General features: G+C 41.8%; 18 protein-coding genes, 1 tRNA gene and 2 pseudogenes. 6 read left to right on the top strand and 15 right to left on the bottom strand.

Annotation, left to right across the window (positions count from 1 at the left end):
* Positions 1 to 11: 11 nt before the first annotated feature.
* Positions 12 to 1,649: a tetratricopeptide repeat protein gene (locus V7K31_RS07660; RefSeq protein ID WP_335093563.1), complete on the bottom strand. Its 1,638-nt coding sequence runs from the start codon at positions 1,647 to 1,649 to the stop codon at positions 12 to 14.
* A 218-nt stretch (positions 1,650 to 1,867) separates the two neighbouring features.
* Here V7K31_RS07660 and V7K31_RS07655 point away from each other — a divergent pair.
* Positions 1,868 to 2,323 (top strand): annotated as a pseudogene (locus V7K31_RS07655) (endonuclease domain-containing protein).
* Between the two features lie 136 nt (positions 2,324 to 2,459).
* On the opposite strand, the gene V7K31_RS07650 reads toward V7K31_RS07655, so the two are convergent.
* The 5 genes and pseudogenes from V7K31_RS07650 to V7K31_RS07630 form a co-directional block, all read right to left on the bottom strand.
* Positions 2,460 to 4,643, bottom strand: a complete 2,184-nt coding sequence (locus V7K31_RS07650) for a tetratricopeptide repeat protein (RefSeq protein ID WP_335093561.1) — start codon at positions 4,641 to 4,643, stop codon at positions 2,460 to 2,462.
* 91 nt (positions 4,644 to 4,734) lie between these two features.
* Positions 4,735 to 5,576: pseudogene (locus tag V7K31_RS07645) on the bottom strand (DUF4058 family protein).
* Between the two features lie 296 nt (positions 5,577 to 5,872).
* Positions 5,873 to 7,336, bottom strand: a complete 1,464-nt coding sequence (locus tag V7K31_RS07640; RefSeq protein ID WP_335093559.1) for a hypothetical protein — start codon at positions 7,334 to 7,336, stop codon at positions 5,873 to 5,875.
* A gap of 103 nt (positions 7,337 to 7,439) precedes the next feature.
* Positions 7,440 to 8,948, bottom strand: coding sequence for a UbiD family decarboxylase (locus V7K31_RS07635; protein ID WP_335093558.1), 1,509 nt, complete (start codon positions 8,946 to 8,948; stop codon positions 7,440 to 7,442).
* A 661-nt stretch (positions 8,949 to 9,609) separates the two neighbouring features.
* Positions 9,610 to 10,332 (bottom strand): carbonic anhydrase, encoded by a 723-nt coding sequence (locus tag V7K31_RS07630; RefSeq protein WP_335093556.1) that lies wholly within the window; start codon positions 10,330 to 10,332, stop codon positions 9,610 to 9,612.
* A 335-nt stretch (positions 10,333 to 10,667) separates the two neighbouring features.
* On the opposite strand from V7K31_RS07630, the gene V7K31_RS07625 reads away from it, so the two are divergent.
* A complete protein-coding gene (locus tag V7K31_RS07625) occupies positions 10,668 to 11,990 on the top strand; it encodes a hypothetical protein (RefSeq protein ID WP_335093554.1) in 1,323 nt (440 codons plus the stop codon).
* Between the two features lie 940 nt (positions 11,991 to 12,930).
* Here the strand turns inward: V7K31_RS07625 and V7K31_RS07620 are convergent.
* Both V7K31_RS07620 and V7K31_RS07615 read right to left on the bottom strand, forming a co-directional pair.
* A complete protein-coding gene (locus V7K31_RS07620; protein ID WP_335093553.1) occupies positions 12,931 to 13,659 on the bottom strand; it encodes an ABC transporter ATP-binding protein in 729 nt (242 codons plus the stop codon).
* A 77-nt stretch (positions 13,660 to 13,736) separates the two neighbouring features.
* A complete protein-coding gene (locus V7K31_RS07615; protein WP_334783591.1) occupies positions 13,737 to 13,961 on the bottom strand; it encodes an indolepyruvate ferredoxin oxidoreductase subunit alpha in 225 nt (74 codons plus the stop codon).
* Positions 13,962 to 14,466: 505 nt separating this feature from the next.
* On the opposite strand from V7K31_RS07615, the gene V7K31_RS07610 reads away from it, so the two are divergent.
* Together V7K31_RS07610 and V7K31_RS07605 are read left to right on the top strand one after the other, a co-directional pair.
* Positions 14,467 to 14,949 carry a DUF4258 domain-containing protein gene (locus V7K31_RS07610; protein WP_335093551.1) on the top strand — a complete coding sequence of 161 codons (483 nt, stop codon included), beginning with the start codon at positions 14,467 to 14,469 and terminating at the stop codon, positions 14,947 to 14,949.
* Complete coding sequence (locus V7K31_RS07605; protein WP_335093549.1) at positions 14,939 to 15,163, top strand: YgiT-type zinc finger protein; 225 nt, start codon at positions 14,939 to 14,941, stop codon at positions 15,161 to 15,163. The genes V7K31_RS07610 and V7K31_RS07605 overlap by 11 nt, the downstream gene beginning before the upstream one ends.
* 38 nt (positions 15,164 to 15,201) lie before the next feature.
* Here the strand turns inward: V7K31_RS07605 and V7K31_RS07600 are convergent, their stop codons facing one another.
* The 7 genes from V7K31_RS07600 to V7K31_RS07570 all read right to left on the bottom strand — a co-directional run bounded on the left by V7K31_RS07600 (position 15,202) and on the right by V7K31_RS07570 (position 19,687).
* Positions 15,202 to 15,393, bottom strand: coding sequence for a hypothetical protein (locus V7K31_RS07600; protein ID WP_335093547.1), 192 nt, complete (start codon positions 15,391 to 15,393; stop codon positions 15,202 to 15,204).
* Positions 15,394 to 16,608: an ATP phosphoribosyltransferase regulatory subunit gene (locus V7K31_RS07595; RefSeq protein ID WP_335093544.1), complete on the bottom strand. Its 1,215-nt coding sequence runs from the start codon at positions 16,606 to 16,608 to the stop codon at positions 15,394 to 15,396.
* Positions 16,608 to 17,582, bottom strand: a complete 975-nt coding sequence (locus tag V7K31_RS07590) for a J domain-containing protein (RefSeq protein WP_335093542.1) — start codon at positions 17,580 to 17,582, stop codon at positions 16,608 to 16,610. Before V7K31_RS07590 ends, V7K31_RS07595 begins: the two co-directional genes overlap by 1 nt.
* Positions 17,583 to 17,655: 73 nt before the next feature.
* Positions 17,656 to 17,790, bottom strand: a complete 135-nt coding sequence (locus V7K31_RS07585; protein ID WP_335093540.1) for a hypothetical protein — start codon at positions 17,788 to 17,790, stop codon at positions 17,656 to 17,658.
* A 65-nt stretch (positions 17,791 to 17,855) separates the two neighbouring features.
* Positions 17,856 to 18,668, bottom strand: coding sequence for an inositol monophosphatase family protein (locus tag V7K31_RS07580; RefSeq protein ID WP_335093538.1), 813 nt, complete (start codon positions 18,666 to 18,668; stop codon positions 17,856 to 17,858).
* Between the two features lie 79 nt (positions 18,669 to 18,747).
* The gene (locus V7K31_RS07575) at positions 18,748 to 19,329 is read right to left on the bottom strand and encodes a thermonuclease family protein (RefSeq protein ID WP_335093536.1); all 582 of its coding nucleotides are present in this window, start codon (positions 19,327 to 19,329) and stop codon (positions 18,748 to 18,750) included.
* A complete protein-coding gene (locus V7K31_RS07570; protein WP_334828665.1) occupies positions 19,319 to 19,687 on the bottom strand; it encodes a 2Fe-2S iron-sulfur cluster-binding protein in 369 nt (122 codons plus the stop codon). The genes V7K31_RS07575 and V7K31_RS07570 overlap by 11 nt, the downstream gene beginning before the upstream one ends.
* A gap of 110 nt (positions 19,688 to 19,797) precedes the next feature.
* On the opposite strand from V7K31_RS07570, the gene V7K31_RS07565 reads away from it, so the two are divergent.
* Together V7K31_RS07565 and V7K31_RS07560 are read left to right on the top strand one after the other, a co-directional pair.
* Positions 19,798 to 19,882, top strand: a tRNA-Ser gene (locus V7K31_RS07565).
* A 290-nt stretch (positions 19,883 to 20,172) separates the two neighbouring features.
* Positions 20,173 to 20,853: a HEAT repeat domain-containing protein gene (locus V7K31_RS07560; RefSeq protein WP_335093534.1), complete on the top strand. Its 681-nt coding sequence runs from the start codon at positions 20,173 to 20,175 to the stop codon at positions 20,851 to 20,853.
* The last annotated feature ends 50 nt before the right edge of the window (positions 20,854 to 20,903 follow it).

Below are 20,903 nucleotides of genomic sequence, written 5' to 3'. Positions count from 1 at the left end.
TAAACGACTTTCTAGAAGTTTAAAATATCTAATGATTCTTCTATTTGTAAATCTAATATTTTTTCTCGTGTATCTTTGAGTGCTTCTAGCTTACCTTCTTGACGATAGATGTCTGCCGCTTTTTGAAAATCTTCAATCGCTCCCTGTTTCTCTGCTATTTCTAAACGGATATTGCCCCGATTGTAATAAGCATCTGCATAATTTGAATTAATCTGTATTGCTTGAGTATAATCTTCAATTGCTCCTTCAAAATCTCCTAAGTCAGAACGAGCGTTACCACGATTGTAATAAGCATCTACATAATTAGAATTAATCTGTATTGCCTGAGTATAATCTTCAATTGCTCCTTCAAAATCTCCTAAATCTGAACGAGCATTACCACGTTTTTTATAAGCTATGGCATCTTTAGGATTAATCTTAATTGCTTGGGGAAATCCCGGTTGAGAACCTAATAAATAACGAGTAATCCCACGGTTTTTATAAGCATCAGCATAATGGGGGTTAATTTTAATAGCCTGGGTATAATCCTCGATCGCTCCTTGATTATCTCCTACATGAGAACGAGCTTCAGCCCGATTTTTATAAGCTACGGCAACATTAGGATTAATTCTGATAGCCTGGGTATAATCATTAATTGCTTCTTCTAATCGCCCTACTTGGGACAGCGCTAAACCTCGTTTGTTGTAAGATTTAGCATCATGGATATTCGTCTGGATTGCCTCAGAATAATCTGCGATCGCCGCTTCATAATCTCCTATTTGATAATGAGCTAATCCTCGTTTATAATATAAATCAACATCGCCCTGGTTAACTTGTAATGCTTGATTATAGTTGGTAATTGCATTCGTATATTCTCCTTTTTCAAAACATTCATCACCCAACCTTACATAAAGTATATTTAAATCTTTATCACGATATTGTAAATAGTTCTCTACTTCAGGTTTAAAAGAAGATTTGAACACTTGATTGTTAGTTTGCTTAAGTGGCATTTCCTGCTTCGGGAGATATTTGTAAATTGGTGGTTGTTGCTTATAAGAATTATTAATAGAAGATTGTAACTGTTCTAGATAGCACCATAAAGCACCACCATACAATAATTGTTCTATCCCAAAGGAAATTTTACCAGTCTTCAACTTAATCATCTGGGTTGGGAGAAAGCCAGCCAAAAAAAGGTGATACTCAGATTGTGCTTCACTCACATCTTCTTGAATCAAAATGCAAACTACAACTGCATTTTTTTCAACCTCTTCAGAACTAATTGACCATCTCACTCTATCAATACTACCGTGACGAGATTTAACCTCGATACCAATAGATGGGTCAGAAGTCAAGGTAAAATCTATATTGCCATCGCCGCCGAATCGCTTTTCATAATCGACTTCGGTAATAAAATCAGCTAAACGTTCTTTGACAACTTCCTCACCCAACTTCCCTTTGAGATAGCTGATAAAAACGTCACGGACTGGCGAAACACGCTTATATTTCTCAGCCATCAGCCAGCAAAATTCCCGTAGTGCCTTTAATCTGTCTCCAGAGATTATAGTTAATTCACTATATTGACCTTCTGTTTCACAATGAAGCAGACAACCAGATGTTAACCTTTTAATAAAATCAGACTGTAGCGATCGCAGTAGTGTAATCCAGTCCATTTATGTTTCTGCGAATCTTTTGATGAGATTATTCTATTAAAATATCCATTCGGCGTAAACCTTTTAATTAGCTTGGGTGATATTCCCAAAAAACTGTTATCTAATTCTTAAAGTGCGTCCATGTCTGATTATGCCAGAGTTTTGACTGCTAGGGAGAGGTCTAAGAGTGCGATCGCTGGGAATAATACATGAAATATTACTAACCACGAATCGCGCAAATGGCCCAAAATCAAGACCCCAAACTAAATCTCACCAACTCCAGTCCCCCCTCCTCGCTTGCGGGGAGGGGGCTAGGGGGTGGGGTTCCAGGATACCCTTGGCAAACCCCACACGAACTTTGGAAAAAACTTAAGCCATTAGCGCGACAGATGCGGTGTGAACCAACTCCAGCAGAAAAGTTCCTTTGGCAGAAGTTGAGAGACAAACAACTTTTGGGTTTCAAGTTCCGCCGTCAGCAAACAATTGACCATTTTATCGTCGATTTTTACTGTAATGAAGCGCGGTTAGTGGTAGAAGTGGATGGCGAAATTCACGACTACACCTAAGAGGAAGATGCAATACGTCAAGAATTTTTGGAGAGTTTGGGGTTGCAGGTTGTGCGATTTAGAAATGAGGATGTTCTAGAGAGGATGGAGGGGGTGTTGCAGGATATTGCTGCTTGGTTGCAGAGATAGAACCCCACCCCCAACCCCCTCCCCGCAAGCGAGGAGGGGGCTAATTATTTGGTTTTTGGTGGTGTGTGCGATCGCTTTGCGTCATAATTTGACAATTATTTCACAGGATAGTGATTTTGATAGTATCTTCAGTTTACTACCAAGGTATTTGCCACACTTTCACTGTTTTGTCATAACCACCACTAGCAACATTTTTACCATCGGGACTAAAAGCTACTGACTCTACATAAGATTCATGCCCAAAAAGAGTGATCATTGTTAGTCCAGTCTGCACATCCCATAGTTTAATTGTTTTGTCATCACTACCACTCACAAGGGTTAGACCATCAGGGCTAAAAGCCAGGGATGTTACTGCATTAGAGTGACCTTTTAAAGTACGCATCAGCCTATTATTTTGCCAATCCCAAAGTATGATGTTATTGTCTTGACTACCACTTGCCAAAGTCTGACCATTTGGACTAAAAGCTATAGCACGAACACTCTGTTGATGTCCTTCTAGGGTATTAATTTCTTTGCCAGTTTGTACATCCCATAGTTTGATAGTTTTGTCGCGGCTTCCACTAGCAAGAATATTATTATTTGGACTAAAAATCAAAGAGTCAATAGAATCCGAGTGACCAGAGAAGCTGCGAATTTGTTCTCCAGTTTCTATATTCCAAAATTTAATGGTTTTGTCATCACTTCCACTAGCTATGGTCTGTCCGTTTGAACTAAAAGCAAGGGAACGAATCCAACCAGAATGCCCTGATATGGTTTTGTCATCACTTCCACTTGCACTAGAACCAAGGGAAAGAATCCAATCAGAATCCCCTGATAGAGTAAGGATTTTTTCTCCTGTGCTGACATTCCAAAGTTTAATAGTTTTTTCAGTACCCGAACTGGCAATAGTTTGACCATCAGGGCTAAAAGTTACAGCAAGAACTAAGCCTGAATTTCCATAAAGTGTTTTAATTTGTTGTCCTGTCTTTAAGTTCCATAGTTTGATAGTTGAGTCTTCACTCCCACTTGCTAAAGTTGTTCCATCAGGGCTGATAGCTACTGACCGAACCGCAGCATTAATTCCTGAATGCCCTGTAAGGTTATATGTTAATAACGCTTTACTATAATCTGCACTGATGTAATCTTTATTTGCTGCTTCTGATTCTCCAAGTTTTTCGTAAGCGATCGCACGTTTATAATATGCTTCATAATACTTAGAATCCAGCTTAATAGCATTACTTAAATCATCGATTGCTTTTTGTACATTGCCTAAATTTAAATTAATAACCCCGCGTTTATAGTAGGCATCTGGATAATATGTACTAGCATCATCTGCCTGATTATCAATAGCCTGAGTAAAGTCTTCAATGGCTTTTTCATATTCGCCCAATTCAGCCCAAACAGAACCACGTTTAAGAAAAGCAGCAGGATAATAGTCAGCAGTTAACTTTAATGCTTCTGATAAATCCTTAATCGCTTGTTGATAATCTTTTTGTTCAATATAGATAATAGCTCTGCCTAAATAAGCATCATAAAAGTCAGGATTTAATTTAACTGCTAGATTAAAATCATCAAGTGCTGCCTGATAATTGCCAAGTTTGATGTAAACAGTACCTCGTCCTAGTAATGGTTCAACATATATATCTTTGTCTTCAGCAAATTTGGGACTAACATTCATTGCTTTAGTATAATCTTCAATAGCTCTTTCCTGATCTCCTAACTCTGAATACGCACGACCTCGGCTTACATGAGCTTCTGCAAATTTGCCATCTTTACTTAAAGCATCGCTATAATGCTTAACAGCACCCTTATAATCTGCTTTTTGTTGAGCCTTTTCGACTCCTAATTTATAAGATTCTAGAGCAGGAGATACAAAGGAATCTTTTTTATCACCTATATTAATCTTAATTAAGTTAACCTCTTGAGCTTCAAAAAAGAAATCTACTCTGCCAATTAAAGATAGAGGAGCGAAAGTTGGTGCGAAAGTTGGCGCGAAAGTTGGCGCGAAAGTTGGCGCAAAAGTTGGCGCAAAAGTTGGCGCGAAAGTTGCCCTTAAAATAGAAATATCTGGAATAAAAGAACTCCCTGTGGTAATAAAATTACTAGCTTTTTGCAAAACTGCGAGTGTCTTTTCTACCTGCAAGGACGATAGATATTTATTTATGGGAACTGCCTCAGCCACTCCGTACTTTGTTATAAATATACTAGGTAAAATAATCTCTGTCATACTCAGAATCGATGCGAGTAAAATACAAAGTACAAGTTTAGATAGGTGCTGCAATACATTAGAAAATTTTCTAAATACAGCCTGTTTTGCTTTTTGTAGTATAATCGAGTTCATGTTTTTAGGAATCCAGTCTTACCTTACAAAGGAATCTCAGTTTAGTATTCCCAGTTGAGTGGCAGAAATCTCAAATCCCTATTAAGTTGCTCTAGTGTAAACCCTTCTCCCGCAGCAGCGCATCCACCCAAGCTGCATCTGCTTCTAACAACGCTGGTACTGACTGTTGACTGTAATCTACTACCAAATCATAACCGTAGATATCATATACCTCATTTAACAATGTCTGCAAATCTATAACTGGTTCCGTATCTTCAGCACGCAAAGGTACGGGAAAAGGTGGAATTATGTCTGGTAAATTAAAAGCATATAAGTCAGCATAAGGACAGCGATCGCCACGACAAACTAAAATTCGCTAGTGACTCTGAATATCATTGCCCATCATTAGCATAGGTTCACCTTTACGCAGTAAATCAATTTCAACTAAATTACTACGGCTGGCTAATACTTGTTCGTGTTTCTCTTGATATGTCTGCCTTCCTTTACCCGGAGGTTTATTGGTAGATGATAGAATTTCAATAATAGTAACTAATGCCTCTGTTCCTACTTCTCGTACTTCTAAATATCCTTATATCTCTCCTTTACTATCTCAGGTATGGGAACTATCACCGTTTTAGGTTGAACAGCAGGTGTAGCTACAGCTATATTCGGTATTTTAGGATTTCTTGCTGTCTGTGAATTTTGTACTATTACATCAGGAATACCAACCAAGAGTTTATCATCGCCAGTAGTTTGATAAATTCGTTCTTCAATGGCGACAAAATATTTAGGACGTAGTTGAGGAGAGAGATAATCTGCGTAGATGCGTTCGCGAAGCGTCTCGAAGAGAAGCAGCTTGTCGTCAGACATCGCTACTATTAGTCTCCCATGTACTCCTGGCCATAATTCAGGATCTTCTAAATACGGGTTCATTTCTGGAAATGGATAAGCCATAACAAATATCTCAAAACCAAAATTTTAAAAGTAATTCTCATAGCCCCCTCCTCGCTTGCGGGGAAGCAGGGTGGTTTCATACAACCAGAGAAAAAATAAAACTGAGTTTCAAAGCCTCTCTCCACTTCGGGGAGAGGAATGGAAGTGGGGTAAAAAGCCATGTCACAAAATGAGAATCAAGACTTATGTATTTTTCTTTCTTCGTATGAAACCACCCTGCTCCTCGCTTGCGGGGAAGGGAGACAAAGCGTAGCTTTGGAGGGGTTGGGTTATTATTTCTGATTTATGAAAGAAGTCTATTGGACAATTCCTCGCTGTTTGATGGTTTGTTCCGTTGCGTGAGACAGACCAGGCCAAGGGATGAAATTCAGCCGGAGAATCCTTTTAGAAGAGTCGTTATCCCAAGCGCTGTAAATATTCTTCCAATCTTCCAAGAAAGATGATTCAAGTTGCCCTAAAGTTTGCACCAGAGAATGATAAACTCGGTCGAGGGTTACTGCATCAGACTCTACACCTTGTCTGGTTTCCAGGTCAAAAGCCAAATATTTCATATCTTCTTCCTCAATAATTCGAGCGCGGTATAGTCCGGTGAGAATCTCATCCAGTTCTTCACATTTCACCACCGCGTCCAGCATATATTCTGTGAGATTATCACCAGCAAGGATTAAGCAACTGTCTGCTCGACCGCTAACAGCCAGCAAATCTGGGAGATCATCACTACTATCTGAAATTATCTTTACCCAAGGTTGATCCTCCAAATCTAGATACTCGGAGGTGAGAACGGCTTGTTTAAATTCTTTCCAGTTGTATAAAGCCACATGATCATAAAGAATGTAGCGTACTAGTGGAATGCCTTGCCAACGAGTTACGCACAGATGACCATCGATACTCTCCACGAAAGTATTAGTTGCAAGGAAATGAAACAAGTGCGGAATCGGGGATTCTATACCGAGGGAACTAGCGAGAGCAGAGTTTCGATATAGTATTTTTCGTAGAGCGATGCTAGCCAGGAATTCTATTCCCAGACCACCCGTATCGGCACTACCATAAAGGGAAAACATAAATGGGATTTTCTCTTCTACCCCTGCACGCTTCTGGAGAGAAATTCGCAAGCTCTCTGGAAAAGGTTCACCAGTAACCATGTACTTTAATTTCTCAAAGGGGAAAGATTTATTTAACTGACTTGCCTTAAGGTGAAGATGAGCGATCGCTGATGGAACCATAAACAGAATGATCTGATCCACAAAGGGGTTCATTTTGTAGACCATCTCGATAATTTCTTCGTGATGGCTACCTGGAGAGAATACATAGAATGGATAAGGCGTATCGATTGCCATATTTTTGATAGACCAGGAAAAAAACTCACCACCCATCCAGGATCCAAGGTTCAGCCCGATAATGGCTAGTGTCTTTTTCTGGTGTACAGCAAATACACCTTCGAGAAGCGTCCTCGTACTAGCCGATGATGACCGATTGTCTGACTTCAGCTGCGGCCAGTAGAAGCTTTGCCCAGATGACCCTGAAGAGCGAAAGATTGTAAAACATTCTTCATAATCATCCCCCAGTAATTCTTCAAATGGGTAAGCGAGGGCGTATGATTTTTTGTCTAACTGGGGTAACTGCTCAAACGTTTCTCCACCTTTAAACCCTTGGCTTTCCAAAAAATGCTTGTAAGCAGGTACAAAACCTTGGGCGCGTTCAGCAATTTCTTCAGCTATCTGTTTCGCTCCCAAAGAGTTTTTCACAAATATCTGATTCATCCAAAGACTCCTTTTGTAACTTAAAAATCAGTGACAGCTTGATTGATAAAAATCAGCCAAGCTGATATTCAGTAGAGATTTTTACCAATCGCTACCTAAAACTTTACCTCATATCATAGCCAAACAAATTCGGGTCAACTTCTCCTAACTGCAACTCTGCTAAACCATACTCCGCCCATCGTCTCTCTACCATCGCCGCTACATCTGGGTCAGATTCCAAGGGCAAACCCCATTCATGGTCTGTTTCTGGCGGAATTTTTGTAGTCGCATCAATTCCCATGCGTCCACCTAAACCAATCTTTTCACTGGCAAAATCCAAGGTATCAAAAGGTGTATTCGGCAAAATAAATACATCCCGCACTGGGTCAACTTTGGAACTAATCGCCCATACCACCTGACGCGGATCGCGAATATTTATGTCTTTATCAACAACAATGACAAATTTGGTGTACGTAAATTGTGGTAAAGCACTCCAAAACGCTAAAGCCGCCCGTCGCGCTTGTCCCGGATATGCTTTATCAATGGAAATAATCGCTGCTTTGTAACTCAAAGCTTCCATTGGTAGGAAGAAATCGACAATTTCTGATACTTGTTGCCGCAGAATGGGGGTATAAATGCGATTTAGCGCGATCGCCATCATCGCTTCTTCTTTAGGTGGACGACCGCTAAATGTTGTTAAATAAATCGGATTTTTCCGGTGCGTCATACACTCAAAGCGAATCAACGGCGAATCTTCCACGCCGCCGTAATAACCCATGTGGTCGCCAAAGGGACCATCTGGTAACACTTCCCCTGGTGTAATCGTTCCTTCCAAAACAAATTCGGAATCTGCGGGAACTTCCAAATCTACAGTTTTGCATTTTGCCAACTGCACACCAGAACCGCCATATAGTCCAGCAAACAGCCATTCTGATAAATCTACAGGGATGGGCGTAGCTGCTGCCATGATAATTAGAGGATCTACACCAAGTGCGATCGCAACTTCTAATTTCTTCCCACGTTCAGCCGCTTTTCGCAAATGCCTCGCCCCACCCCGCACCGATAACCAGTGAACCGTCATCGTATTCTGAGATTGTAGTTGCAAACGATACACACCTACATTTGGAGTACCCGTCTCACAATCTTTGGTAATTACCAGTCCCAGCGTGATAATCTTGCCAGCATCACCACAATAAGGACGTATCAAGGGCAACTTATGTAAATCTAAATCATTCCCTTGAAGCACAACTTGCTGACAAGCAGGGAAAAAGTCACGTCCTGGTTTCGCCTTCACCACATCAAACAATACTTTTGCAAAATCTATCGCCTGGGAAATCTTCTTCGGCGGTTTTGGCTGTTGCAGCATACTCAGTTTTTTCCCCAGAGTTTCCAACTCCTCTGGATGCTGCATATTCATCGCCCAGCAAATCCTTTCCACAGTTCCCATCAAATTCACCGCCACCGGGAAGGAAGCGCCTTTGACGTTTTCAAACAACAACCCTGGCCCACCTTTTTGCAGCATTCGGTTGGAAATCTCAGCAATTTCTAAATCTGGGTCAACTAAAGCTGAAATTCGCCGTAATTGTCCCTTATCTTCCAAAATTTTAATGAATCCCCGCAAGTCTCTCGCCATTGTTCTAATTAAGCTGATTATTTAAGAAGTGTGAAGCGCTTTCTTATATTATGGGGTATTGGGCATTGGGTATTGGGAAGAGACAAGCAAGAAACTTGTTCAATAATTCTCCCTTGTCCCCCTGCTCCTCATTCGCTAAATTGTTAGATTTAATTGTAAATTAACCTATTTAGTAACTTTTCTTAACTGTGTTTTTCAAAGTATTTAGTTATTGTATCTAGGGATACGCAATTATTTTTGATAAATAAGCGTTAACCTAATCAAACATGGCCAGAATATACTATACCTTCCTGGCAGGCGGCCTTGTTATATGGCTCCTGCTGGGTTTATTTATTACAAGCTTGGACTGTGCTTTGCTTTTGGGTTTTTCTGAATTTTTGTGAGTTTGCGACACCGAATAGCCCAACGCAGGCATCGCCAATACCACCTTTTTCCCCCAGCTAAGAGATCCCTGCCCCCTGCCTTATCCCAACGATAATTATTTACCGCCGACCTACTTTCATAGCCCCCTCCTCGCTTGCGGGGAGGGGGTTGGGGGTGGGGTTCTTGTACCTCACTGAACCGAAAACTGCTATATGAATAAAAAATATTTTATTTATAACTAATAATTTTTTGCAACATCATTAAACTAAAAATCCAACACCTAAAATGTGTGAGATATTCAATTAATAATGTTGACTTTACCAGTGTCAATATCGTAACAAGCACCAACAATTTTTAGTTTACCTTCACGGAGCAATTTGGCTAAAATTGTTGAGCTTTCCTGCAATTTTTCAGTCTGATATTGAATATTAGCTATAACTGCATCTTGCATATTATCACCTGTTCTTAACTTTACCCTTTCTAGAGATGGTTTGATGCCTTCAATAATCAAACCAATTCTTCCAGGAAGTGGTTCGTTTTTGATTGCTTCTGCTACTGCACCGCATCTTCTATGACCCAAAACCACAATCAACTGCGAACCCAATACTGTTGTAGAATATTCCAGACTGCCTATAACCGTGTCACTAACGACATTACCAGCAACTCGCACGACAAATAAATCTCCAAGTCCTTGATCGAACACAATTTCCGCAGGTACTCTAGAATCTGCACAGCCCAATATCGCGGCAAAGGGATATTGAGCTTTAGCAACTAATCGCAGATGTTCTAATGATTGATCGGGATATTTGCGTTTTTGATGGATAAATCTTTGATTACCATCAAGTAAGCGTCTGACGGCTTCATTCGGACTGATTGGATTAGGGTTAACTGGGTGAATATCAGCAACAGCAGTTTGCTCTGGATTCCAAAAGTTATCACCAAAAGCAGTAGCCGCAATACCTACCATACTTGCGAACTTTAAGAAATCACGTCGCCCTACAAATCCATTAATTAGACTCATCAATCTACCTAACAACAACAAAGCTGCTCTCAGGAAGATATCAGACTTAAGCAAGATCCAAGAGTACCTGATTACACGATTTAAGAGTCATTTAATCTTCATATTGCATGGTAATTTAGAACTTATCTAATGTAGAGATTGACTATTCTGTGCATCAAGTAAAATCGATTTTATCTGTCAAATTTAAAGCCAGGTTTAGCGATAACCAGGACAGTTTTTCCAATACATCATGTTCTGGTTAGGAAAGAGTATAATTCCTGTCAAAAGCCAAAACCATCTATTGTTTGCATTTCCTGTATTTTTTGGGAATACTTAACACAGTACTGGCTATAGATATGACTTTTTTGACCAAAATAAACTGGAATTTACTACGTAAAAATGCTCCAAATAGCTCTGGGATAGATCCGTCTGCTCCCGGCCAACTACCTGTAGTGCCAAAGAAATCAACAACACCATCAACCCCCAAAAATCTTGCCGAATTAGAGCATGAAATGGAGTTACAAAGGCGGGTTCTCAAAACATCCCCTCAGCAACTGCATAGCAAAGCCAAGCGGGGTATAGGTAGTAGACTTATTTGGATGGCAATACTTATAGGCATTCCCGTTGGTGTAATTTGGGTGGCGAACCAGCCTTATCCGGTGATTCGCCGGCCGATGATGCTCCATGCGCCTTTTTTGTTGCTACCCAGCTACATCAGCATGGATAATCACTATCGGCAGGCGTTGGTATCAGTCGAGCAAGCTGAAGAATTGATTGAAAAAGCTACTAGTCCTGCTGATTTGGCTTTGGGAGAACAGAAGCTACAAGAAACACAGAAACATCTAGATAAGTTACCAACTTCCTTTGTCAACGATTGGTCAGAATATAGGTATTGGTGGTATGACTCGCGCTTTAGCATCTATGGTTTTAATGCATTTCGGAGTAAAGTTGGGCAGCTAGAAGCTCAGGTTTTTCAAGAAAAGAATGCTCAGTCGTTGCTTACCTATAATATGCAGACCTTCTTAAATGCAAAACAGCAATATGAACAGGCTGCAACTGTAACTGATAAACAGACTGCAACAGCTGCTTGGCAAACGGCGCTTAATCAATTCGAGCAGATTCCTGGTCAAACTCTAGCAGGAAAAACTGCACAAAATCAACTAGATAATTATAAGCGTGAGTTTCAGGAAGTTGTTGGATTGGCAGCTGAGAACGATCGCATCAGTGCCTTAATCACCGCAGCACGGCAATTTTCCTGGCAAGCTGCCAAAGCTGGTCAAAATCCGCCGCACGCCGTAACTGAATGGCAACAGATAGAAAATTTGTGGATAGAGGCAATTGAGCGGCTTAAAGAGATTCCTTCAAAAGACGTGGCTGGTTATACCGAAGCACAGAAGTTATTAGCAATTTATGAGGCTAATTTAGGTCAAGTTAAGGTCAGGCGGCAAGCTGAAACAGATGCTGTGGAAGCTTTGGAGGCGGCGCAACGAGAAATAAAAAGCTTGCTGGCTTCAATTCCTGCTAATGCTGATGATGGGGAGCGCAATCGTGTGTCAAGCCAATTGCAGAGTATTATTAATCAATTAGAAAAAGTCCAAAATGGCACAACAGCCTATCTGAAAGCTCAAGAGTTACTACTATCGGCAAATAATAAACTCAGGCAACTACAGGTGAAATAAATGGTGGCGATCGCTTTGGTATGATCCACCTGACTAACTATGTGTTTTCTGTTTGATTTCTAGCCAGTTGTGATGAAGCGGTGACGATTTCGCTGCATCCACGTTAACGTGGTTCGGAGAGCGTGGGCGTCAACAACTGGCCATTGGGTGGGATTTTTGAGACGGGAATCGATCCCTTGTAGAACTTTCTCAATGTCCCTGTAACCCTGTCGATATCTCAATTAAAACTGCAACAGAAAAGTTTTGGATGCCAAATTGCCAAAAGCAATCAACATAATTACTAATTCGTAATTCGTTAGAACTAGCCCTTTCAAGGTGAGCAGATGTACTATCAAACTTTTTACGGCATTTCAGGCATCGGCTGGAATTGAACAAAGAATTTATGCATTAAACTCCAAATTTTTGGAGTGTAAATTAAGCGATGCCTAGGTTGGGCTACGCCTACGCATAGGCCAACATACCAAAATTGGGTTAAAACATCATTTTTCAATAGTACAAACGTTCACTTTGAAAGGGCTAATTCGTTATAACTTACGCATTGACAAAGTAGAAGAAAAATGCAGTCAGGGGGTGCAAGAGAAAAACAGGCGATGCCTACGCTAATCACTAGGGACTTTAACCTGTTCGTAATTAAGAATTAACAATTGTTAATGGGGATTTTGGCAGATCCGAATAATTTACATTTTGGTCAATTTTTCCTGAATGAATGTCCTGTTTTACCTTTCTACTCGCTGTAGATGTGATTAGAAACGCAAGGATTATTGGGGAGAATTCTTTGAGCATCGAAAACGACGGTCGCGGCAGTGGCAGGAAGTGTTATGGCTTTTGTATTAGTTATAGATAGCGTCGGCGCAGCCCAACTTAGCGATCGCTATCTCTTGGTGAAGCTCCCATATTAAACTGGTATTATGTTGAATGGGGCAAGAGTGATTAAAAAGGGTTAATGTCTCTTACCTGCTCCCAGATATAGCTCACCCACTTTCGGGTCATTCAACAATTCTTCACCAAGACCGGAGATCGCATCGCGTCCCGACTCTAATACATATCCACGATTAGCCATCTCTAAAGCTTTACGGGCATTTTGTTCTACCAGTACGATCGCAGTACCCGCCTGATTAATTTGTCTAATCTGCCCAAACACTTGTGTCACCAAGATGGGAGATAAAGCAGCAGATGGTTCATCCAAAATCAGCAAACTAGGTTCCAACATCAAAGCTTTGCCCATCGCTAGCATCTGGCGTTCTCCTCCAGAGAGAGTACCAGCGCGTTGACGACGGCGATCGCTCAGTCTGGGGAACATAGTAAATATTTTATCTTTGATTGGTTTCAGGGGAACGTTAAGCACAAAAGCACCCATCTCCAAGTTCTCTTCAACACTCAGGGAGGGGAAGACATTGGCGATTTGCGGTACGTAGCACATTCCTCGTTGGACGATTTGATTGGACTTTAGCCCCACGATATTTTCACCTTTGAAGGTAATTGTCCCTGTGTGGGGGATCAAAAGCCCAAAAATTGCTTTTGCCAAAGTAGATTTACCCGCACCATTGGGGCCAATCACTGTTACCAATTCCCCTGGTGCAACCCGAAAATTCACACCTTGCAGGATATCTACATCTTTGATATATCCAGCATGGACATTTTGAACATCTAGTAAATAGTCATTTGTCATTGGTCATTTGTCATTTGTCGTTGGTCAACAGTCAAGTCAAACATAACTATTGACTATTGACTGTTGACTATGGACTATTACGGAGTTTTTTGCAACTCTGGTCGTTCTTCTGCAAGAATCGCCCCTTCTACTGGGCAAACTTGGAGACAGATACCACAGTCTATGCAAGTGGCAAAGTCAATCCAGTACCAATCGGTGCCCTTGGCATTTTTGCCTGGACCATCATGAATACAGGCTACTGGACAAGCACCTACGCAATCAGCGACACCTTCACAGACTTCTGTAACAATCGTATGCGGCATGTTCTCGATTCCCTCTCTTCTGTATCGGTTATTTCTAGCCTAGCAGGGGAGTAGGGACACTTCGACAAGCTCAGTGCATCGCTGGAGATTGGAGATACCTCTGTCAAGGTGAGTCTGGATGAGACTGTAATTTCTATTCATTACTAGCTCATAACTCGGAATTTTCAAATTTACCCTTAGTAGTAACAAAATAAAAATTTTTGGCGTAAGTAAGCTGTCTTAGCTATTGCCGTTAGGTTTTATGGAAATTCAGGCAAAAATACTATAATTTGCTTAAAGCGTAACTTAATCCTACTCCTAAAATACCAAATGGCAGAAGTATCGCTCAAGGTATTCTTTTCCTACTCTCACAAAGACGAATCTCTACGGGATGAACTAGCTAATCACCTGAGTGGTATCACACACCCTGGTGTGATTTCAATTTGGCACTCTTCGCCATATATCAGCTGGCGAAGAGTGGGATGACGAGATTAAGGAAAATTTGAAGACAGCCGAGATCATTTTCTTGCTCATTAGTTCAGACTTTATCGCTTCCAAATACTGCTGGAGTGTTGAAGTTAAAACAGCAATAGAACGCTGGGACGATCACAAGATATCATCAGTAGAGGAGTGGGATCACCAGATTAATGACAATTTAAACACAGCCGATATTATTCTGTTGCTCACAATGCTTGCAGAAATTCGTCGCAAAATAGCTGATGATCAATTTGAATTCTCCAAACACGCTCTTGACCAATCTATTCTGCGTGGTATTCACCTACAAGAAATTAAGGAGGCAATTGCTAGTGGTAAAGTTATCGAAGACTATCCAGATGATAAATATGGATCTAGCTGCTTGATTAGTGGCTTGACGCAAGCAAACCGACCTCTTCACGTTCAATGTAGCTATCCCTCTCGCTCCTTAATCAAAATTATTACCCTTTACGAGCCTAACTCCAACCTATGGAACAATGACTTTACCCGAAGGAGAAGCAACGATGAGCAGTAACTCCAATGAGACACTAATAGAGCAAACAGTAACCTACACACTACATATCAATGGTAAATTTTACTTAATTGAAAATGTACCTGCACGGGTAAATCCAGAGACAGGAGAAGAATTTTTCTCACCGTCTACGGTAGAACGGTTGCAGCAGATTATTTACAACCAACAAGAGCCTGTCTGCATTGTTGAAACGCCAGTGTATGACTTTGCTGCTTAGGATAAATCGATAAAGTATTCGGATAGCTAGCTTATTAGCTAAAATCTCAAAATGGGAATTTTGTTAAATTCTCTCAGCATCAATAAATCTAAATCGCCACTTACAATAACTTCGGCATTAGCTGCTACAGCAGGTTTTAAAATTACAGTATCATCTAGGTCGCGTAGCTGGGGAGTGGAGATGGGGGAGATAAAGCAATGCCCCAACCCCATGTCCAATCCCCAACTCACTTAACGCAATGATTCAATGGTTGGTGAGCCATTAGCTTTAATCCAAGCAATTTGGGCTATGCTGCGATCGCGTGCATATTGGCGAATAGCGTCTGCATCTCTTTTGCCCAAATCAATTTCTACCCGCACCAAATCAGTAGAATCTCTGAGTTTTTGAGCGTAGGCAAAGGCGGCGGCGTTAGCACTCGCTGTCTCTGCTGCTACCAACCAGTCACTCGCTGGAGTTTCTTGTGGTAATTGCTGAGTAGACAACAAAACTTGGTATAAATCTTCGATGCTGAGTCCAAAACCAATTCCGGGAATGTTGTCACCTTGAGGATGATATAGCCCCAAAAGCTTGTCATAGCGACCACCGCGCCCTAAAACTCTGGCTTGGGATTCAGTATGGTTGACAACTTCAAATACAATACCAGTGTAGTAATCTATGGTCTGAATCAGGCTGAGGTCGAGGATTAACGGAAATTTTCTCTCTGATTCCAGTAATTCTACTAGGGATTTGAGGTTATTCACTGCCTCTCGCTGTTCTTCATCTAGATCGAAACTGCTAACTTTTTGTAACACGTCTGCACTAGTCCCACGCAGATCGAGCATGATTCGGGCGCGATCGCGCAGTTTATCACTTAGGGGTAAACTATCTATAGTAATGCGGTCAAGATGAGCGATCGCACTGCGAACTTTATCCTGTAAATTAGCAGGAAAGGCACTCAGGAGCGATCGGGTAATTCCCGCCTCACCTAAAATTAAATGCCATTCCTGCAAACCCAGTGCTGCCAAACAATCTGCTACTAACAGCAGGACTTCCGCATTCGCTAGCAATCCGCCAGCACCTAACAACTCCACCCCAGCTTGATAAAACTCTTGTTGGCGATTATGTCTACTTTCCCAAGTGCGGCGAAACACATTGGCGTTGTAGTACAACCGTTGCGGATAAGTTACATCTGCCATTCGAGTCACAACGGTGCGAGCAATCGATGCTGTTAATTCTGGACGTAGCCCTAACTCATCATCTTCGCCATTTTGTTCTAGTTGAATCACCATCTGGCGCTGGATTGCTTCCCCTGCCATCAGAGTATCCATGCGTTCTAAAGTCGAGGTGATAATCCTGTGATATCCCCAACGGTGAAACACCTGCTGTAACCGATCTTCAATCCAGCGTTTTTTCGCCACATCCAAGGGCAATAAATCCCTGGCTCCCGATGCTGGTTGATACACCATTATTTTTTCTTCCCACCAAACAGACCACCGAACAAACCGCCACTACCAGATTTATCTGGTTGCTTATCTTTATTATTGGGGGATGAAGTCACCTTATGATCACTATGTTGTTGTCCTAAAGCTTTATCTATTTTAGGTTTCCATTGCAGAGCCGTTTCGTCATTGGGGTCTAATTTTAGAGCGTTGTCGAAGTGGATTTTTGCCATTTTTAGCTGATTTTGCTTTAAATACACCATTGCAATTAAGCTATGACAGCGACTATTTTTAGGTTCTAGCTTTAGGGCATCTTGCAACTCTACTTTGGCTTGGGCAAATTGGTTTTTGTCAATCAAAGATTGAGCGCGACGAACATATTGTTCTATAACCAAGTCTTCTTTTGGTGGCGCTGGTGCTGGTGCTGGTGCTAGTGGTGTATTTTTTGCTGTATTTGGCTGAGGCGTATCTAAGTTAACTTTGGGTTGAGTATGTGGCGGCGGCGCTGTGGATGATTTGCCGGCACTCCGCATTAAATACACTAAATTCAACTCACTAACTTGGCCAATGACTTGCAGAGCTTGTTCTAAAGAATCATATTGAGTTTGGGCTAGTTTAGCGATCGCACTTTTATAGAAATGCTCGAGATTAGGGGCAGGGGCATCAGCTAACTGTTTAGCCAAATCGGTGTTTAGAGTTACCGAAGTAGACTCTTGTACTAAGCGCTTGCCAATTTGCGACAAAATTATAATATATTCCGGGCGAGTGCGATCGCCAAACAGTTTTTCGTAAGCTGGGTTAACCAGCTTTGATAACAATTCGTTCCCTAGCTGTTTTTGAGCCGCACTTTCAGTAAGATTACTGTCCGGGTGCAAACGGCGGGCGATTTGGAGATAACGTTTGCGAATCTCTTTGACATCTGCATCAACTGCAACGCACAATATTGCGTGATGATCTATGAAATCATATTTAAATAGTCCACGATCTATTTTAAAAGACATACAGAGCTCTTGCACCAAAGAAGCAGTTAGATTCTTTCTAGTTTACTTCGGTTGATCAGTGATTAGTCATTTGTCATTTGTCATTGGGCATTGGGCATTGGGCATTGGGCAATTCAATTTTGGATTTTGGTGAAGTAAACTGCACCAAGCCGTTCGCGTAGCGTCTCCCCTTGGGAGAAGGGATTGACGATTTTGGATTAAATTTCAATTCTTTAATCCAAAATCTAAAATCTAAAATTCTTACTCTCCCCACTCCCCCACTCCCCACTCCCCTCACACCCACGCTGACAGTGGCGGAACTTGTAAAAGTTCGTTACTGAGAGAGTCGTGAATATAACTATTTGTGGCGAGAATTCTACCTGATTCAATTTTGACGGGATTGCCATCATAGGCGGTAACTTTGCCCCCAGCTTCTTGTACCAAAATTATCCCGGCGGCAATATCCCAAGGAGAAAGTCCCCGTTCCCAGTAACCATCGACACGTCCACAGGCAACATATGCCAAATCTAACGATGCCGAACCGCTACGCCTCACTCCTTGGGTAAGATGGGTGAGGTGACTAAATTCTGCGTAGTTGTTATCAGAGGTTTCGCGGCGATCGTAGGCAAATCCTGTAACCAGTAGGCTTTTACTTAATTCAGATGTTACCGAAACCTTGATGCAACTACGGTTACGCGTTGCTCCCAAGCCAGCAGCAGCACCAAATAGCTCATTGTGAAAGGGGTCATAAATTACACCAACTTGCGGAACGCCATTAATTAACAGCCCGATGGAAACGGCAAAAAATGGGTATTGATGGGCATAGTTGGTTGTGCCATCGAGAGGATCTATTGCCCACAGGTATTCATTCTCTTGATTACCTAATTTCCCTGATTCTTCAGCAAGGATAGAGTGCTGAGGAAAGTGGCGACGCAAAATTTCTAAAATCAACTCTTCTGAGGCTTTATCAGCAACGGTGACTAAATCACCAGGGCGTCCTTTTTCAATAATTGCATCTTCTAACTTACCCAAGTAACCTAGCAAAATGGCACCAGCAGCTAAGGCCGCTTCCGTAGCAATATCTAGAAAAATTTGTAGATTAGTCATTAGTCATTAGTCATTTGTCATTTGTCATTGGGAAAACTCTTCCCTACTCCCACTCCCCAACTCTCCCCCTCAGCACTAATTAAAGATTTTGGCGGCGAAACTCGCCGGGAGTGAGGCGCATGGGTTTTTCTGGGTTCCAGATTCCTTGCCCCATGAGTCTAGCCCATTCTTGGGCACGTTCTAAACGCTGGTCATATTTGTGGTTAGGCGATCGCCCAACAAACATTGCATTCCCTTGTTTAACTAGTTCTTCATTCAACAACACCTTATTTTTCCACACATAAGCTAGAGTTCGCCCGATTTTGTCTTTTGCTTCTAAATCAAACTCCAGCGTTACCGATTGTTCTGCACCACCAATTAGATCCTCTAACTGTTCTTTTGCTGCTTCTCCCCAAGGCCGCTGTCGCAAATCTGGTGCATCAACACCAACTAACCGCACTTGGGAAATCAAATTTGGTTGTTCAGCCATGCCTAACACTTCCAAACTTTGCCCACTAACTACCCGCGCTACTTTCACCTGGGCTTCATTGTTTGGCAGCTGGTTTTTACCTTGGCAACTTACCAAGAGCAGTAAGCAAGCCAAAATCGCTATTTTTCGCACCCAGTCACCAAGACGCACAGACATCACAACTTTGGTGATTTTAAATTGTTTATTCCTCATCTAACGGTAAACCCGCTTTAACTTTTCCCCTAGCAAAATAGCGTCCAAATTGGAGTTCGTAGACTTCATCTTCGTCTTGTGTCTCCACCTCCAAGTCAGAACGGGGGTAACTCACACACAACAAGGCATAACCTTGCCGACGTAAATGTGGCGACAATCCGATCGCCTCTGGTTGGTAAATTTCTCCCGACAACACTCTCACAGCACAAGTGGTGCAAGCCCCATTGCGGCAGGAAAACGGTAGTTCCACCCCTTGTCTTTCGGCAGTGTGCAGGATGTAGCGATCTTCTGGGACTTCTAGGGTGTATGTTTTGCCAGTGGCGCGATCGCGAACTCTAATTGTGTATGTACGGGACATCTTGATTTGCGTTTTGGGATTGGGACTTTCAGATTCAATCTAAAATATCTTTCTTTATCTATCTTTGCATTTTCCGCGATTCTATAGTATGATCGTAACTTGTGGCACCTGGAGAGGTGGCCGAGTGGTTGAAGGCGCACGCCTGGAAAGTGTGTTTAGGGAAACTTAACGAGGGTTCGAATCCCTCCCTCTCCGTTCTCAAACCTAGTTTAAGCGTAATCCTACTCTTAGGGACTGACAATAAAGAAATTATCCATCTTGGGGATGTTTTTTTATCTGTCAGTCCCTTAAGCAAGCTACGCGCAGCGTAGTGTTAAATCTGACTGCTGAATTCAATACACAATCTCGCCGGAAGTAACATTTGTTTATTTTTCACTCATAATTGAGACATTTTGTAAAGTCGCCAAACTCCTACCTCACTATGGCGACAGCCTAATGAATGGATCAGGTAAATTAAGATAAGTAAAGAAAATGCTTTGAACTAAATGGCAACTCTAAGCTTACAAGAAATTTCTACTCAGTTAGAGAGTCCGAATTTACGCGATCGCATGGTAGCCCTGGCGAATCTACGTCATGTTTCTGCTGAGGATGCAGTCCCTTTGATTAAAAAGGTACTAGACGACGAATCTTTGCAACTGCGATCGATGGCAATATTTGCTCTTGGAATCAAGCCGACGGCAGAATGTTATGCAATTTTGGTAAGAATTCTCGTAAATGACCCCGATTATGGTATTCGCGCTGATGCCGCCGGTGCTTTAGGATATTTGGGTGATGCCAGAGCCTTTGAGGTGCTTTCACGGGCGTTTTATGAAGATACTGATTGGTTAGTACGCTTTAGTGCAGCCGTTTCTCTAGGTAACATTAAAGACCCCCGTGCGCGTCAAATTCTTCTTCAGGCATTGGATAGCGAAGAAGTAGTGTTGCAACAAGCTGCAATCTCTGCACTGGGAGAAATTCAAGACATTGAATCTGTCGATCAGATCCTGCGCTTCGCTCAATCAGATGATTGGTTAGTAAGGCAGCGTTTGGCAGAAGCTTTGGGAAATCTTCCTACTCCCAAGAGTGTCTCAGCTTTAAAATACCTGGAAAAAGACAATCATTTCAACGTTGCTGAGGCAGCCAGGATTGGACTGAAAAAGCTTGAGGAAATAGCCAATCAAGCTTAATATTAAAGTTTCCTACTACATTTTAATAATAATTAAGTGGGAATTTTAGC

The sequence above is a fragment of the Nostoc sp. genome (assembly GCF_036917675.1).
Classification (GTDB): Bacteria; Cyanobacteriota; Cyanobacteriia; order Cyanobacteriales; family Nostocaceae; genus Nostoc.
This window is presented reverse-complemented; position numbering and strand designations above follow the sequence as displayed.

What these genes read in the sequence shown, in the direction of transcription:
- V7K31_RS07595 (WP_335093544.1), bottom strand. Translation starts at nt 16,608, where the DNA reads ATGGTGTATCAACCAGCATCGGGAGCCAGGGATTTATTGCCCTTGGAT.
- V7K31_RS07615 (WP_334783591.1), bottom strand. Translation starts at nt 13,961, where the DNA reads ATGCCGCATACGATTGTTACAGAAGTCTGTGAAGGTGTCGCTGATTGC.
- V7K31_RS07605 (WP_335093549.1), top strand. Translation starts at nt 14,939, where the DNA reads ATGAGCAGTAACTCCAATGAGACACTAATAGAGCAAACAGTAACCTAC.
- V7K31_RS07630 (WP_335093556.1), bottom strand. Translation starts at nt 10,332, where the DNA reads ATGAGTCTAATTAATGGATTTGTAGGGCGACGTGATTTCTTAAAGTTC.
- V7K31_RS07650 (WP_335093561.1), bottom strand. Translation starts at nt 4,643, where the DNA reads ATGAACTCGATTATACTACAAAAAGCAAAACAGGCTGTATTTAGAAAA.
- V7K31_RS07580 (WP_335093538.1), bottom strand. Translation starts at nt 18,668, where the DNA reads ATGACTAATCTACAAATTTTTCTAGATATTGCTACGGAAGCGGCCTTA.
- V7K31_RS07575 (WP_335093536.1), bottom strand. Translation starts at nt 19,329, where the DNA reads ATGAGGAATAAACAATTTAAAATCACCAAAGTTGTGATGTCTGTGCGT.
- V7K31_RS07635 (WP_335093558.1), bottom strand. Translation starts at nt 8,948, where the DNA reads ATGGCGAGAGACTTGCGGGGATTCATTAAAATTTTGGAAGATAAGGGA.
- V7K31_RS07590 (WP_335093542.1), bottom strand. Translation starts at nt 17,582, where the DNA reads ATGTCTTTTAAAATAGATCGTGGACTATTTAAATATGATTTCATAGAT.
- V7K31_RS07560 (WP_335093534.1), top strand. Translation starts at nt 20,173, where the DNA reads ATGGCAACTCTAAGCTTACAAGAAATTTCTACTCAGTTAGAGAGTCCG.
- V7K31_RS07625 (WP_335093554.1), top strand. Translation starts at nt 10,668, where the DNA reads ATGACTTTTTTGACCAAAATAAACTGGAATTTACTACGTAAAAATGCT.
- V7K31_RS07620 (WP_335093553.1), bottom strand. Translation starts at nt 13,659, where the DNA reads ATGACAAATGACTATTTACTAGATGTTCAAAATGTCCATGCTGGATAT.
- V7K31_RS07640 (WP_335093559.1), bottom strand. Translation starts at nt 7,336, where the DNA reads ATGAATCAGATATTTGTGAAAAACTCTTTGGGAGCGAAACAGATAGCT.
- V7K31_RS07660 (WP_335093563.1), bottom strand. Translation starts at nt 1,649, where the DNA reads ATGGACTGGATTACACTACTGCGATCGCTACAGTCTGATTTTATTAAA.
- V7K31_RS07570 (WP_334828665.1), bottom strand. Translation starts at nt 19,687, where the DNA reads ATGTCCCGTACATACACAATTAGAGTTCGCGATCGCGCCACTGGCAAA.